Origin of the sequence: Sphingomonas phyllosphaerae FA2, from assembly GCF_000427645.1 — a bacterium.
In the GTDB taxonomy this organism is placed as follows: domain Bacteria; phylum Pseudomonadota; class Alphaproteobacteria; order Sphingomonadales; family Sphingomonadaceae; genus Sphingomonas; species Sphingomonas phyllosphaerae.
Genome location: NZ_KE386571.1, coordinates 1,487,277 through 1,501,896 on the forward strand (window position 1 = coordinate 1,487,277; position 14,620 = coordinate 1,501,896).

14 protein-coding genes are annotated in these 14,620 nt (G+C 67.5%); 8 read left to right on the top strand and 6 right to left on the bottom strand.

Annotated elements, in window-relative coordinates; all coding sequences use genetic code 11:
- Window positions 1–73 precede the first annotated feature (73 nt).
- A complete protein-coding gene (locus tag SPHPH_RS0107425; RefSeq protein ID WP_156025877.1) occupies window positions 74–1,021 on the bottom strand; it encodes a hypothetical protein in 948 nt (315 codons plus the stop codon).
- Between the two features lie 227 nt (window positions 1,022–1,248).
- Here SPHPH_RS0107425 and lepA point away from each other — a divergent pair, with 227 nt between their 5' ends.
- Window positions 1,249–3,060 carry a translation elongation factor 4 gene (lepA, locus tag SPHPH_RS0107430; protein ID WP_028966137.1) on the top strand — a complete coding sequence of 604 codons (1,812 nt, stop codon included), beginning with the start codon at window positions 1,249–1,251 and terminating at the stop codon, window positions 3,058–3,060.
- A gap of 202 nt (window positions 3,061–3,262) precedes the next feature.
- Here lepA and SPHPH_RS0107435 read toward each other — a convergent pair whose 3' ends face one another.
- Complete coding sequence (locus SPHPH_RS0107435; protein WP_028966138.1) at window positions 3,263–4,273, bottom strand: polyprenyl synthetase family protein; 1,011 nt, start codon at window positions 4,271–4,273, stop codon at window positions 3,263–3,265.
- An 82-nt stretch (window positions 4,274–4,355) separates the two neighbouring features.
- Between SPHPH_RS0107435 and SPHPH_RS0107440 the strand changes: the two genes are divergently transcribed.
- Window positions 4,356–4,637: a chorismate mutase gene (locus SPHPH_RS0107440; RefSeq protein ID WP_028966139.1), complete on the top strand. Its 282-nt coding sequence runs from the start codon at window positions 4,356–4,358 to the stop codon at window positions 4,635–4,637.
- Window positions 4,638–4,641: 4 nt separating this feature from the next.
- Here SPHPH_RS0107440 and SPHPH_RS19120 read toward each other — a convergent pair whose 3' ends face one another.
- Window positions 4,642–5,169: a GAF domain-containing protein gene (locus SPHPH_RS19120; RefSeq protein ID WP_051272890.1), complete on the bottom strand. Its 528-nt coding sequence runs from the start codon at window positions 5,167–5,169 to the stop codon at window positions 4,642–4,644.
- A 91-nt stretch (window positions 5,170–5,260) separates the two neighbouring features.
- Window positions 5,261–6,007, bottom strand: coding sequence for a dienelactone hydrolase family protein (locus SPHPH_RS0107450; RefSeq protein ID WP_028966140.1), 747 nt, complete (start codon window positions 6,005–6,007; stop codon window positions 5,261–5,263).
- Between the two features lie 72 nt (window positions 6,008–6,079).
- On the opposite strand from SPHPH_RS0107450, the gene SPHPH_RS0107455 reads away from it, so the two are divergent.
- Both SPHPH_RS0107455 and gpmA read left to right on the top strand, forming a co-directional pair.
- A complete protein-coding gene (locus tag SPHPH_RS0107455) occupies window positions 6,080–6,535 on the top strand; it encodes a GNAT family N-acetyltransferase (RefSeq protein WP_238302941.1) in 456 nt (151 codons plus the stop codon).
- A 14-nt stretch (window positions 6,536–6,549) separates the two neighbouring features.
- Window positions 6,550–7,236 (top strand): 2,3-diphosphoglycerate-dependent phosphoglycerate mutase, encoded by a 687-nt coding sequence (gpmA, locus tag SPHPH_RS0107460; protein WP_028966142.1) that lies wholly within the window; start codon window positions 6,550–6,552, stop codon window positions 7,234–7,236.
- A 127-nt stretch (window positions 7,237–7,363) separates the two neighbouring features.
- Here gpmA and glmM read toward each other — a convergent pair whose 3' ends face one another.
- Window positions 7,364–8,701, bottom strand: coding sequence for a phosphoglucosamine mutase (glmM, locus tag SPHPH_RS0107465; protein WP_028966143.1), 1,338 nt, complete (start codon window positions 8,699–8,701; stop codon window positions 7,364–7,366).
- 68 nt (window positions 8,702–8,769) lie between these two features.
- On the opposite strand from glmM, the gene SPHPH_RS0107470 reads away from it, so the two are divergent.
- Window positions 8,770–9,999 (top strand): dicarboxylate/amino acid:cation symporter, encoded by a 1,230-nt coding sequence (locus SPHPH_RS0107470; RefSeq protein ID WP_028966144.1) that lies wholly within the window; start codon window positions 8,770–8,772, stop codon window positions 9,997–9,999.
- On the opposite strand, the gene rarD is transcribed toward SPHPH_RS0107470, so the two are convergent.
- Complete coding sequence (rarD, locus tag SPHPH_RS0107475; protein ID WP_028966145.1) at window positions 9,989–10,855, bottom strand: EamA family transporter RarD; 867 nt, start codon at window positions 10,853–10,855, stop codon at window positions 9,989–9,991. The two genes, SPHPH_RS0107470 and rarD, sit on opposite strands and share 11 nt — an antisense overlap.
- Window positions 10,856–10,971: 116 nt before the next feature.
- Between rarD and recF the strand changes: the two genes are divergently transcribed.
- From recF to SPHPH_RS0107490, 3 genes are read left to right on the top strand one after another with little or no spacing between them, the layout of a single operon-like run.
- The gene (recF, locus tag SPHPH_RS19125) at window positions 10,972–12,057 is read left to right on the top strand and encodes a DNA replication/repair protein RecF (protein ID WP_037488255.1); all 1,086 of its coding nucleotides are present in this window, start codon (window positions 10,972–10,974) and stop codon (window positions 12,055–12,057) included.
- Window positions 12,054–13,361, top strand: a complete 1,308-nt coding sequence (locus SPHPH_RS0107485; RefSeq protein WP_028966146.1) for an MFS transporter — start codon at window positions 12,054–12,056, stop codon at window positions 13,359–13,361. The genes recF and SPHPH_RS0107485 overlap by 4 nt, the downstream gene beginning before the upstream one ends.
- A 9-nt stretch (window positions 13,362–13,370) precedes the next feature.
- Window positions 13,371–14,594, top strand: a complete 1,224-nt coding sequence (locus tag SPHPH_RS0107490; RefSeq protein ID WP_028966147.1) for an MFS transporter — start codon at window positions 13,371–13,373, stop codon at window positions 14,592–14,594.
- The last annotated feature ends 26 nt before the right edge of the window (window positions 14,595–14,620 follow it).

Sequence of the window (14,620 nt, forward strand, 5' to 3'; positions counted from 1 at the left end):
CAGCAGCAGCACCCTCGCATCTGCAGCGGCTGGCACGCTCGGACGCGGCCGATGTTCGGACGTTGACCTTGCTTCAATCATTTCGAAACGGTCGACCGGACTGGATCAACCGCTGGCGCGACGTGTTGCCCGGAACCGCGATATGCGTGGCCGGATCATATTCCTGTCCGATCCCCGGCGCGCCTTCGGGCACCCAGATTTCGACGACGGTGTTCGAATAGCTGTTGGGAAGATAGCGGATCCAGTAGCCGTCCGGGTGGTGGCTCCAGCGGCCTGTGGGCACGCCGATGCTGCCCGGCCCAGCCGGGGCCATGCCCGCAAGCACCGCCACGCGCTCCAGCTCGCTGAAGCTGGTTCCTGGCGTGGTCAACATGCGCCGCAGGTCGGCCTCGGCCTGCATGACGGCCCTGACCTCCCGCGGCAGATTGTCAGCAATCGGTCCGGCCGACAGCATGTCGAGGACGTTCCGGTTCAGCCCGGCAAGCTGCTTCGGGGTCAGCAATTGGGCCGCCGCCATCCGTTGATCGCCCGCCAGATCTTCGATCTTGGCGCGCGACAGGATCGCCCATAACAACGATTGGATGACGTGCTGGTCGATCTCGGGATGCTGGACCGAGCCCCGAACGATGGAGATCACCGCGTCTTTGGCGGATCCCAGTGGCGGCGCATAGAGATAGCCATCGCCCCCACCCGGCCCATGGGTGCCGGCATGTAAGCAATAGCTTTGATCGTGAAAGCGATAATAGCCTGCCTGAAGAACGAAGCCGCCCGCGGCGGTCCGCTGCAACTGCGTCAACTCCCGCTTGGGTGACGGAGGAACGAAATTGTCCTGGGTCGGATCGGCCCAGCGGGCGTCGGACAGGCTGGTTGAGATCGGTTCCTTGCGAAGGCTGGGCGCCGTGATCCCGGCCCGCTTCGCAAGATCGCCAAGTTTCAATCCGCCGAACTGCGCCCCTGCGGGGCTTGCGCACCAGGAAAGCGCCACGGCCAATGCCGCCGCCCGGAAAACATGCTGCCTCATCGTCTTACCGCCCCGAAAGCCCGTCCTTGAGCTGTAACGCTAGCGTACCAAATTGAGAAGCTCGATCTGAATTCGGATAACCTGCGCTATTTTCTCGCCGGTTCGGTGCAGGCGGCGGATGTGACATCACGAGGTCGCCATTTGACAGGTCGGTAACGCGCAGACCGACCGTCGAAATCGTCCGCCCTCTATCGCTCGGGCGAAGGCTGCGCTAGGCGCGCGAGAATATGACGACCCCGCTCAACACGATCCGCAATTTCTCGATCATCGCCCATATCGATCATGGCAAGTCGACCCTCGCCGATCGTCTGATTCAGGCGACCGGCGGGCTCACCGACCGCGAGATGAGCGAGCAGGTGCTCGACAATATGGAGATCGAAAAAGAGCGCGGGATCACCATCAAGGCGCAGACCGTGCGCCTCTCCTACAAGGCGCACGATGGTGAGACCTATACGCTCAACCTGATGGACACGCCCGGCCACGTCGACTTCGCCTATGAGGTGTCGCGGTCGCTGGCGGCGTGCGAGGGCGCGCTGCTGGTGGTGGACGCGGCACAGGGCGTCGAGGCGCAGACGCTCGCCAACGTCTATCAGTCGATCGAGCATGACCACGAGATCGTGCCGGTCATCAACAAGATCGACCTGCCCGCCGCCGAACCCGAAAAGGTCCGCGCCGAGATCGAGGACGTGATCGGCATCGACGCCTCCGACGCGGTGCTCGCCAGCGCAAAGTCGGGGATTGGCATCCCCGACATCCTCGAAGCGATCGTGCAGAAGATTCCGGCACCGAAGGGTGACGCGGACGCACCGCTCAAGGCGATGCTCGTCGATTCGTGGTACGATCCGTATTTGGGCGTGATGATTTTGGTCCGGGTGGTGGACGGGACGCTCCGCAAGGGGCAGCAGGTCACCTTCATGCAGGCCGGAACGACGCATCTGATCGACCGCGTCGGCTGCTTCCGCCCGAAAATCGAGCAACTGACCGACCTCGGCCCCGGCGAGATCGGCTTCATCACCGCCCAGATCAAGGACGTCGCCCAGGCCCGCGTCGGCGACACGCTGACCGACGCCAAGCGCCCCGCCGCCGAGGCGCTGCCGGGCTTCAAGGAAGTCCAGCCGGTTGTATTCTGCGGGCTTTTTCCCGTCGATGCCAACGACTTCGAGAAACTTCGTGAGAGCATCTCGAAGCTGCGGCTCAACGATGCGTCGTTCAGTTTCGAGATGGAGACCTCGGCCGCGCTCGGCTTCGGCTTCCGCTGCGGCTTCCTCGGCCTTCTTCATCTGGAGATCATCCAGGAGCGGCTGACGCGCGAATACGACCTCGACCTCATCACCACCGCGCCGAGCGTCGTCTATCAGATTGAATTGTCACACGGCGCGGGACAGATCGACCTCCACAATCCCGCCGACATGCCCGATCCCAACAAGATCGAGTCGATCAGCGAACCCTGGATCGAGGCGGTGATCTACGTCCCCGACGAATATCTCGGCAGCATCCTGAAACTGTGTCAGGACCGGCGCGGTATTCAGAAGAATCTGACCTACGTGGGCGGACGTGCTCAGGCGACGTATGAGCTGCCGCTCAACGAGGTCGTCTTCGACTTCTACGACCGGCTGAAGTCGCTGTCGAAGGGCTATGCCAGCTTCGACTATCACCAGATCGGCTATCGCGAAGGCGATCTCGTCAAGATGAGCATCCTCGTCAACGAGGAGCCGGTCGACGCGCTCTCGATGATCGTCCACCGCGGCACCGCCGAGACGCGCGGTCGCGGCATGTGCGAGCGGCTCAAGGAATTGATCCCGCGCCATTTGTTCAAGATTCCGATCCAGGCGGCGATCGGCGGCAAGGTGATCGCGCGCGAGACGATCAGCGCGATGCGCAAGGATGTTACCGCCAAATGCTACGGCGGCGATGCGACGCGCAAGCGCAAGCTGCTGGAAAAGCAGAAGAAGGGTAAGCTCAAGATGCGCGAGTACGGCTCGGTCAGCATCCCGCAGGAGGCCTTCATCGCCGCGCTGCGAATGGGCGACGAAAACTGATCTGAGAGCCGTCGCCCCGGACTTGATCCGGGGCCCCGCTTCTTGGCGACGCGGGCGAAGAAGAAGCGAGGTCCCGGGTCAGGCCCGGGACGACGAGGTGGGACGCCCCCCATCATTGCGAGCGTAGCGAAGCAATCCAGAGCCGGATCAGGACGCCCTGGATTGCTTCGCTACGCTCGCAATGACGACGTAAAAACGCGAATTAATAAGCCCGCGCCACCGCGAACTCGACCGCCTCGACCATCGCATCCTTGATCGCGCTGTCAGCGAAGATCGCCAGCGACTCGATGGCCCGCTGCCCGTAATGCCGCGCCCGCGCCAGCGTATCGTCGACTGCACGAGTGCGGCGGACCAGATCGATCGAATGCGCGAAATCGGCGTCGCTCGCGCGCCGCCCCTCGACCGCGTCGCGCCAGAACGCCCGCTCCTCGTCGCCGCCGCGCGCATAGGCGAGGATCACCGGCAGCGTCATCTTGCCCTCGCGGAAGTCGTCGCCGGCATCCTTGCCCATCGTGCCCGCGTCGCTGGTATAATCGATCGCATCGTCGACCAGCTGGAACGCGATCCCCAAATTGCGCCCATACGAATCGAGCGCCTGCTCCTCCGCCGCCGGCCGCTCCGCGACCACCGCCGCGATCCGGCACGCCGCCGCGAACAGCGCCGCGGTCTTGGCGTGGATGATGTCGAGATAGCGCTCCTCGGGCAGATCGACGCGCCGCGCCGCGGTCAACTGATTGACCTCGCCCTCCGCGATCACCGCCGAAGCGTTCGACAGGATCTCCAGCGCGCGCATGTTGCCACCCGCCACCATCAGCTCGAACGAGCGCGAGAACAGGAAATCGCCGACCAGCACGCTGGCGGGATTTCCCCAGATGATGTTCGCGGTGCGCTTGCCCCGCCGCAGGTCCGATCCGTCGACAACATCGTCGTGGAGCAAGGTCGCGGTGTGGATGAACTCCACCGCCGCGGCGAGCAAATGGTGACGGTCGCCATCATATCCGACCAGCTGCGCGCCCGCGAGCGTCAGCATCGGGCGCATCCTCTTGCCCCCGCCCGCAATCAAATGCCCGGCCAGCTCCGGGATCAACGGAATCTCCGATCGCATCCGTTCCACGATCACGGCATTGACGTGATCCATGTCGGCGGCGACCAGCCCGATCATCGGATCGAGCGAGGGCGTGTGCCCGGGAAGTCGGTGCAAGGTAGCGCTCATCTGTTCCTGCCCTTAGGGGGAGGCACGCGCGCAACGCAAGCGCGGGCTGCATGACGATTATCGCTTTGACGGGGAAGCCGTGATGACCGACGACGTTCTGAAGAGCTATCGCAAGAGCATCGACAACATCGATGCGGCGCTGGTCTGCCTGCTCGCGGAACGCTTCAAGATCACCCAGGCGGTCGGCACCTACAAGGCGCAAACCGGGCTACCCGCTGCCGATCCCGGCCGCGAGGAGGCGCAGATCGCGCGCCTGCGCCAATTGAGCGAGGATGCCGAGCTTGACCCGGAATTCTCCGAAAAATTTCTGCGCTTCATCATCGACGAGGTGATCCGCCACCACCGCGCCGCCGCCGGGGGCTGAGTCGTTACCCCTCCGACCGCGCGGCGCGACGCACCGTGAGCCGCGCGATGACGGCATCGGCCATCTGCTTCAGGTGCATCTGCTCATACGCGCCGAAGTCGGCACGTGGCGTCCGGTCGAAGACGCAGAAGGCACCGATCGGCATATGCTGGGCGTCGACTAGCGGCGCACCGGCGTAGAAACGCACCTGCCCGCCATCGATCAGCAACGGATTGTCCGCGAAGCGTGGATCGGCGCGCGCATCCTCGACGCAAAAGACGTCGCGCGGCGTGATGATCGCATGCCCGCACAGCGACATGCGGCGACTGTAGGTGCGCGAGGTGACGCCGGACACCGCGATCAGATAGGCCCAATCTTGCGATAGGATCGAGACCGCCGCCATGCCGGTACCCAGCTTCTGCCGCGCCTGTTCGACCAGATCCACCAACACGACGTCGTCGCGCGCGTCGAGCGCGCCGGACGCGATCACCGCGCGTTCGCGCGCCGCTTCGTCATTGGGCGTCGGTGCCGGCGCATAAACGGTAATCCCCATGACCCCGACGTTCCCGAGCCTTCACTTCACTCTCGAAACGACTTTCGCGGTAATGCCTTACGCGTCGTTCTTGAGAATGGAGCTACAATATTCAGCTGTCGCGGGCAACGATCGGCTTGTTTTCAAAAGCGTTTTGTAAGAATTCGCACATGCCTTGCCAGCTGCGTGCGTCTGCTTTGGCATCATAGCCGAATCCTTCATGCCCGATCGGCATGTTGCGATCGGTAAAGGCGTGACCGGCGTGGCCGTAAGCGTGAAGCTGCCAGTCGGCCCGCGCAGCGGTAAATTCCTCGGCCAGCGCGACAACTGCCGATGGCGGCCCCAACGGATCGTCCCAGCCGTGGCAGATCAGCAACGGCACCGTGATCGGATCGACGCTCTGCCAGTGGGGTCGGTCGTACACGCCATGGAAGCTCACTCCGCCGCGGATCGGCAACCCGGCCCGCGCCATATCGAGCACGCACTTGCCGCCGAAGCAGAAGCCGATCGCCGCGACGTTCCCGACATCTACCTCGCCCTGCGCCGTCAGCGCGTCCAGCGATGCACGCAGTCGCTCGCGCAGCAACGCGCGATCAGCGTTGAGTTCGTCCATATAGCGGCTGGCGCCCTCGCCTCGTTGCGTCCGCTTGCCCTGCCCGAACACATCGCAGGCGAATGCGGCATAGCCGAGCGCTGCCAGCGCCTCCGCCTTCAGATTGTCCGATTCCTTCTGCCCCAGCACATTGGGGATCACGAGCACCGCGGGGCGCGCGCCGCTCTGCGCATCGTCCCACGCGAAGACGCCCTCGAAAGGCCCACCCGGTCCGTCATAGACGATGGTACGGCGACGGATCGTCATCGGCGCTCTCCTGTTGTGTCGGTCGCGCCTTTCGCTAGATCGGGTCCATTCGCCGGACAAGCAGCGGGAGGCATGATGCAGATCAGGGAGGACGATCCCGCCGCGCCGCACGTCGTCGCCCTCCTCGCGCATCATCTCGCCGAATTGCGGGGCCATATGGCGGAATTCGCCTTCGCGCTCGACGCGGCGGGGCTTTCCGCGCCCGAGGTGACGTTCTGGACCGCGTGGCGCGACGACGTGTTGGTCGGGTTCGTCGCGTTGAAAGAGCTTGAGCCGCGTCACGGCGAAATCAAATCGATGCGCGCGGCGCCGGCGGCACGCGGCACGGGCGTCGGCCGCGCCCTGCTGGATCACGTGATCGCCACCGCCCGCGCGCGCGGCTATGATCAACTCAGCCTCGAAACCGGCACGGCCGCGCTGCACCAGCCGGCGGTCGCGCTATATCGCAGCGCCGGCTTCGTGCCGTGCGATGCCTTCGCCGACTATCGCCCCAGCCCGCATAACCAGTTCCTGACCCTTATCCTCTGAATGGGAGAACCCGATTGCCAACGCTCGTCCTGATCCGCCACGGCCAGTCCGCCTGGAACCTCGAAAACCGCTTCACCGGCTGGTGGGACGTCGACGTCACCGAAAAGGGCGCGGCCGAGGCGCGGGCCGCAGGCGAGCTGATGGCCGCCAAGGGGCTGGACTTCGACCAGACCTTCACCTCGCTGCAGACCCGCGCGATCAAGACGCTCAATCTCGCACTGGAGGCGATGGGGCGGCTGTGGCTGCCGGTCGAGAAGGACTGGCGGCTCAACGAGCGGCATTACGGCGGGCTGACCGGGCTCGACAAGGCCGAGACCGCCGCCAAGCACGGCGACGAACAGGTCCACATCTGGCGCCGCAGCTTCGACGTGCCGCCGCCGCCGATCGAAGCGGGCAGCACCTACGATCCGTCGGCCGACCGCCGCTACGCCGGGATCGACGTCCCCGCGACCGAAAGCCTCAAGGACACGATCGCGCGCGTCCTGCCCTATTGGGAGGGCCGCATCGCCCCCGCGCTCAAGGACGGGCAGCGCGTGCTGATCTCCGCGCACGGCAATTCGCTCCGCGCGCTGGTCAAGCATCTGTCGGGGATTTCGGACGACGAGATCACCGGACTGGAGATCCCCACCGGCCAGCCGATCGTCTACGAGCTGGACGCCGACTTGAACGCGACCGACCGTTACTATTTGAGCGAGCGCTGACTCTCCGTCGCCCCGGACCTGATCCGGGGCCCCGCTTCTTCTCTGGCACGACAGTGAGAAGGAGCGGGACCCCGGGTCGAGCCCGGGGTGACGGATTATCGTTGGTGGAGCAGCCTCCACCACCCCCTCAAACCGCCGCGCGCACCGCGTCGCAGATGCGGTCGACCACCTGCTCGACCTGCGCCGGATCGTCGCCCTCGGCCATCACGCGGATCACCGGCTCGGTCCCCGACGGCCGGATCACCAACCGCCCGCGCCCCGCCAACTCCGCCTCGGCATCGGCGATCACTGCCTTCACCGCCTCGGTTTCCAGCGGCTTGCCGCCCGAAAAGCGCACGTTCTTCAGCAATTGCGGCAGTGGCTCGAACCGCCGCAGCACCTCGCTCGCCGGCGCACCCGCCCGACAGATCTCCGCCAGCACCTGCAACGCCGCTACCAGCCCGTCGCCGGTCGTCGCGTAATCGCTGAGGATGATATGCCCCGACTGTTCGCCGCCGACGTTATAGCCGCGGCGACGCATCGCCTCGAGCACATGCCGGTCGCCAACCGCGGTGCGGATCAGCCCCAGCCCCTGCGCCTTCAGATGCCGCTCCAGTCCGAGGTTCGACATCACCGTCGCGACCAGCCCGCCGCCCGCCAGCCGCCCGGCACGCGCCCAGCCGGCGGCGATCGTCGCCATCAACTGGTCGCCGTCGATCACCCGGCCCTTTTCGTCGACCACGATCAGCCGGTCGGCGTCGCCGTCCAGCGCAATGCCGATGTCGGCCCGATGTTCGGTCACTGCCGCCGACAGCGCCTCCGGGTGGGTCGAGCCGATCTTGTCGTTGATGTTCAGACCGTTCGGCTGCACCCCGATCTGGACGAGATCCGCGCCCAATTCCCACAAAGCCTCGGGTGCGACCTGATAGGCGGCGCCGTTCGCGCAATCGACGACCACCTTCATCCCGTCGAGCCGCAGGTCGTTGGGAAAGGTCGACTTGGCGAAGTGGATATAGCGACCGCGCGCATCGTCGATCCGCTTGGCGCGCCCGATCTCGCCCGCCGGGGCCAGCGCGACCTCACCATCGATCGCTGCCTCGATCGCCAGTTCGTCCTCATCGGACAATTTGTAACCATCCGGCCCGAACAGCTTGATACCATTGTCGAAAAACGGATTGTGGCTGGCGGAGATCATCACCCCCATATCGGCCCGCATCGACTTGGTGAGCATCGCCACCGCCGGGGTCGGCATCGGCCCCACCAGCGTCACGTCCATCCCGACGCTCGTGAACCCGGCCTGCAACGCGCTCTCCAGCATATAGCCCGATAGCCGCGTGTCCTTGCCGATCACCACCCGGTGGCGGTGTTGCCCCCGCAGGAAGTGTCGTCCGGCCGCCATCCCGACCTTCATCGCCATTTCCGCGGTCATCGCGCCCGCGTTGGTCAGGCCGCGAATGCCGTCCGTGCCGAAATATTTCCTTGCCATCGTGTCTTCCGTTCGCTTGGCCCAGACAGGTCCCATAATCGCGGACGAGCAAAAGGCGAAGATACCGCATGTCGCAAGCTACCCGCATCCTGCTGTCGCTGCTGATCGGGCTGGCCGGCGGCGTCGCGCTTGCCAGCTTCGTGCGCGATGCAGTCCCCGGCACGATCGCGGTCGCGGAGCCGATCGGCGCGGCATGGCTTCACGGCTTGCAAATGACGATCGTGCCGCTGGTAGTATCGCTGCTCGTCACCGGAGTCGCCTCGACCGCCGAGGCGGCACGCGCCGGGCGGCTCGCCGGGCGCGCCATCGCACTTTACGTCACCTTCCTATTCCTCTCGGCGACGATCGCCGCGGTCGCGACTCCCCTGATCCTCGCGATCGCGCCGCTCCCCGCCTCCTCGGCGCAGGCGTTGAGGGCAGCGCTGGTCGGCGCGGGCAAGGTGCCGACCGTCCCGCCGCTTGGCGAGTTCTTCGCCGGCATCGTTCCCACCAACATCGTCCATGCCGCCGCCAGTGACGCCTTTCTGTCGCTCATCATCTTCACGCTTGTCTTCGCCTTCGCGATCGCGCGGATCGATCCCGAGGGGCGTGCCTTGCTCGTCCGTTTCTTCACCGCGCTGCGCGATACGATGCTGGTCGTGATCGACTGGGTATTATGGATCGCGCCGCTCGGCGTGTTCGCGCTGGCGCTGGTGGTCGGGGCCCGGGCGGGCTCGGGGGCGTTTGGCGCGCTCGCGCATTACATCCTTGTCGTCGCCAGCGTCGGGGTGATCGTCACATTGCTCGCCTATCCGGTCGCCTGGGCCGGCGCACGGCTCAACCTTTTGGACTTCGCCCGCGCCGCGCTGCCCTCACAAGCGGTGGCGATCAGCACCCAGTCCTCGCTCGCCTCGGTGCCCGCGATGCTGGAAGGCGCACGCACGCTCGGCGTGCCGGTACGCACCGCGGGCGTGACGCTCCCGTTGGCGGTCGCGATCTTCCGCGCGACCGGCCCGGCGATGAACCTCGCGGTGGCGATCTATGTGGCGACCTGGTTCGGCGTCGCGCTGTCGCCCGCGACGCTCGCGATCGGTGTGGTGGTGGCGACGCTCACCTCGCTCGGCTCGGTCAGCCTGCCCGGAACGGTGAGCTATGTGAGCGCGATCGCCCCGATCGCAGGCACGATCGGCGCCCCGATCGCCCCGCTCGGCCTGCTGGTCGCGGTCGAGACGATCCCCGACATCATTCGCACCGTCGGCAACGTCACGATGGACCTCGCGACCACCGCATGGCTGGGGCGGCGCGAACCTAGGGAGTAGCGCGTCGAGGGCGGCTGCCGAAGGCGTAGAGCGCGCAGCCGGACCAGATCAGCGCGAAGGTGATGATATGCACCCCGCGCAACGGTTCGTGGAACACCAGCACCGCCAGCAGGAATTGCAGCGTCGGCGCAAGATATTGCAACAGCCCCAGCGTCGAGTACCGCAACCGCCGCGCCGCCGCGGCGAACATCAGCAGCGGCGCGGCGGTCACCGCGCCGGCCAACACCAGCAGCAGGTCGACGTGGCCGCGCCCGAACACCGGCTGGGGACTGAGCCACAGCACCGCAAGCGCGGGCCCGACCAGCAACGCGGTCTCCACCGTCAGCCCGCCCAGCGCATCGATCGCCGCCACCTTGCGGATCAGCCCGTAGAGGCCGAAGCTGAACGCGAGCGTCAGCGAGATCCACAACGCCCCGCCCCCGACGATCGCCAACACCGCGACACCGATCGCCGCCACCGCGACCGCCGCCTTCTGCACCGTGCCGATCCGCTCGCCCAGCACGATCGTCCCCAGCGCGACGTTGAGCAGCGGATTGATGAAATAGCCGAGGCTCGCCTCCAGCACGTGCCCGCTCTGCACCGCGAAGATATAGACCAGCCAGTTGACTGCGATCAGCGCGGCGGACGCGCACAGCAGCAACAGGGTCCGCCCGCGCGCCGCCGCCACGATCGCCGGGCCGCGCCGCATCGCGAGCACGATCGCGGCGAGCAGCAACAACGACCAGACCACGCGATGCGCCAGCACCTGCAACGCCGGAACGCCGGTCAGCAGATGCAGATAGAGCGGGAGCAGCCCCCAGGAGACATAGGCGCCCACGCCGAGAAGCAGGCCGGAGCGATGGGAGTTTTCGGTCATGCGCGCCGTGTCGCGGCAGATGCGACGCGATGCAAGCGCGCGCCTACCCATCGCGCCGGGCGAGCAAGGAAACAGTCGCCCTCCCCGCGCTTTGTCCGTACCAGCGTCGCGCCATCATGCTATCCCGCCTCGTCCTCACCGATGTCCGCAATCACGAAGCGCTGTCGATCGCACCCGAAGCTGCGCCCGGCTTCGTCGTGCTGTACGGCCCGAACGGTGCGGGCAAGACCAACGTGCTGGAGGCCGTGTCGCTGCTCGCACCCGGCCGGGGACTGCGCCGCGCCGCCTTGTCGGATGTCGCGCGCAGTGGCGGGCCGGGTGGCTTCGGGGTCGCTGCGACGCTCGACGATGGCGTAACGCTCGCCACCGGTGCGCTGGCGTCCGCGCCCGAGCGGCGCGTGGTGCGGATCAACGGCGCCCCCGCCCCCGCCACAGCGCTGGCCGAGCGCGTAGCGGTGCTGTGGCTCACCCCGGCAATGGACCGGCTGTTTACCGAGGCCGCGGGCGGTCGGCGGCGCTTCCTCGATCGGCTGACGCTGGCGATCGAGCCCGGCCATGCCCGCGACGGCGCGCGCTACGAAGCGGCGATGCGCGACCGCAACCGGCTGCTCGCCGATCCGCTCCCCGACCCCGACTGGCTCGCCGCGCTGGAGGCGCAGATGGCGCAGCACGGCGCCGCGCTCGACGCCGCGCGCCGCCGCACCGTCGCCGCGCTCGACACCGCGCTCGCCGCCCAGCCCGCCGGAGAGATCGCGCGGGCCCGAATCGCTCTGGACGGGTGGAGCGGCGACGCCGCGACGCTGGCCGACGCGCTCCGCGCCGGTCGCGGGCGCGACGCCGCCGCCGGCCGCACGCTCGTAGGCCCGCACCGCGCCGACCTGATCGTCACGCATGTCGACAAGGCACGCCCCGCCGCTACTGCCTCAACCGGGGAGCAAAAGGCGCTGCTGCTCGGGATCGTGCTCGCGCACGCCGAACTGGTCGCACGCCTGACGGGTCATGCCCCGGTGCTGCTGCTCGACGAGGTGGCCGCGCATCTCGATCCCGTACGCCGCGCCGCCTTGTTCGCCCGCCTCGCCCCGCTCGGGCAGGTATGGATGACCGGAACCGAGCGGGCGCTGTTCGACGGGATCGATGACGCCACCTGGATGGCACTACATGACGTCGTTACGCCCACAACATTTTCGCCGCCGCCGCGTTGAGCGATGATTCGCCGCTTTCTCGCCTGGGATATCGTCCGCTGACCGCTCTCGCCGTTCCTGCCGATGACACCCCGCGCACGCTGACCGAATGGCGGCGCGGCTGGCCGGTGGTGACCGCGGCGATGCTGGGCGCGGGGTTCGGACCGGGGCTGTACCAGAATCTCTCCAGCCTTTTCACGCCCGGGCTTGAGGCGACGTTCGGCTGGTCACGCGGCGACATCGCCACCGCCGCCGGCCTCGCGCTGGGCGGAGCGATCGCCGCCCCGCTGATCGGGCGCGCCGCCGACCGCTTCGGGGTGCGCCCCGTCATCATCGCCTCGATGCTGCTGCTCGGCGCCGCCTATCTGTGGCTGGCCGCGATGGGATTGCACGGCGGCCGCGCGATCTGGCGCTACCAGCTCGGCGTCGTGCTGCTGGTGCTGGCACTGCCGGGAACCAGCAGCCTCGCCTATGGCAAGCTGATCGCGGCGCGCTTCGTGCGCGGGCGCGGGATGGCGCTGGCGCTCGGCACCTCGGGGCTGGCGCTGGCAACGATCGTCGCCGCACCCCTTCTGGGCGCCACCATCGCTAACTTCGGCTGGCGCGCGGGGTTCGTCACCTTGGCAGGCGGCTCCGCGCTCCTCGCGTTGCCGCTGATCGTGCTCAGCCTGCGCGCGGTGGCGTTGCCCAGCCGGTCCGATCCGCGCTCCACCGTCTTGCCGGGGACCAGCGCGGCGGCGGCGCGGCGCGACCGGCGCTTCTGGATCATGGTCGCTTCGGCCTGGCTCATCAACGCCGCGACGACCGGCTTCGTGACCCAGCTCGTGCCGATCGGGCTCGAATTAGGACTGCGCCCGGCGCAAGCCGCGCTGCTGCTCACCAGCTTCGCCTCCAGCGCAATTGCGGGACGGCTGCTGGTCGGATGGCTCGTCGATCGGCTGCGCCCGCAACCGGTCGCGGCGGCGTTCGCCATCCTGTCCGCCGCTGCTTTCGTCGCTTTGGCGTTCGCGCCGTCGGGGCTGGCGTTGCTGCTGGCGCTCGTCTTTTTCGCCGGGCTGATGAACGGCGCCGAGAACGACTTGCTGCCCTTCTTCGCCGCGCGATTGTTCGGGCTGCGCGCCTATGCCGAGATCTACGGCACCGCGATGCCGATCGCTTTGTCGGGCACGGCGGTCGGGATCATCGGCTTCGGCCGGCTCCACGATCTGACCGGCGGCTATACGGGCGCGCTGACGCTCGGCTGCGGGGCGCTGCTGCTCGCGGCGCTGTGCTTCCTGATCCTCCCCGATCGCACAGGGGATGACGTCGACGGCGCCGCCCGCTAGCGCGCGTCGATGCTGGACCCCGCGCCCGTTCCGAATCGCAGCGAGTGGCGCACCGGATGGCCGATCGTGCTCGGCGCGGTGATCGGCAGCGGCGCGGGCCCGGCGTTGTTCCAGAACCTGTCGAGCATGTTCGTGCCGGGCATGATCGCGGAGTTCGGCTGGAGCCGCGCGGGCATCGCCGCCGCCAGCGGGCTGGGCTTCGCGGGCAGCCTCGCGGTGCCGTTGCTCGGGCGCGCGGTCGACCGGCTTGGGGTACGCCCGATAATCGTCGGCTGCATGATCGCGCTCGCCGCCGCCTATCTCGGCATGGCGACGATGCGCGGCCAGCTCTGGCATTACCACCTGCTGGTGCTCGCACTGGCGATGACGGTGCCAGGCACCAGTGCGCTCGCGTATGGCAAGCTGATCGCGGCGCGCTTCGTCGCGCATCGCGGTCTGGCGCTCGGGATCGCCACTTCGGGGCTGCCGCTGACCACGTTGCTGCTGCCGATCGTGTTGGCGGAAGTGATCGACGATTTCGGCTGGCGCGGCGGGTTCATCGCGCTGGCAATCTATTCGGCGCTGATCGCCTTGCCGATCGCGATGGTCGCGATCCGCGCCACGGGCCCCGTCACTCATGCCGCGGTCACCGACGCCACGCAGGTTTCCGGCGTCACTGCCCCGCAGGCGCGGCACGATCCGCGCTTCTGGCGGCTGGGGCTGACGGGCTTTTTCGTCAATCTCGGGACGGTGGGCTTCGTCACACAGCTCGTACCGTTCGGGATCGACCACGATCTCACCGGCAAGCAGGCGGCGCTGCTGCTCACCGCGTTCGGCGCGTCGCAGGTCGCGGCACGCGTCACCTTCGGCACGCTGATCGACCGCTTCGCGCCGCAGCGGATCGCGGCGACCGTCGCGTGCGTCTCCGCGTTCGGATTCGCGGCGCTGCAATGGCCCGGGCTCACGCTGCCGGGGCTGGCGGCCAGCGTCTTCTGCGCCGGGCTGATGAACGGCGCGGAAAACGATCTTTTCCCCTTCTTCGCCGCGCGATTGTTCGGGTTACGCGCTTACGGCGAGATCTATGGCACGCTGATCGTCGTCGCGCTGATCGGCAGCGGCGCGGGGATCATCGGCTTCGGCGCGCTGCATGATCGGACCGGCGGGGACGCGGCGGGGTTGGCGGTGGCGAGCGCCGCGCTCGCGATCGCCGGGTTGCTCTTCGCCGGCCTGCGCGACCGCCCCGCGCAGGGCTAGGTTTCGCTTTCGCTACACCGCCCGGC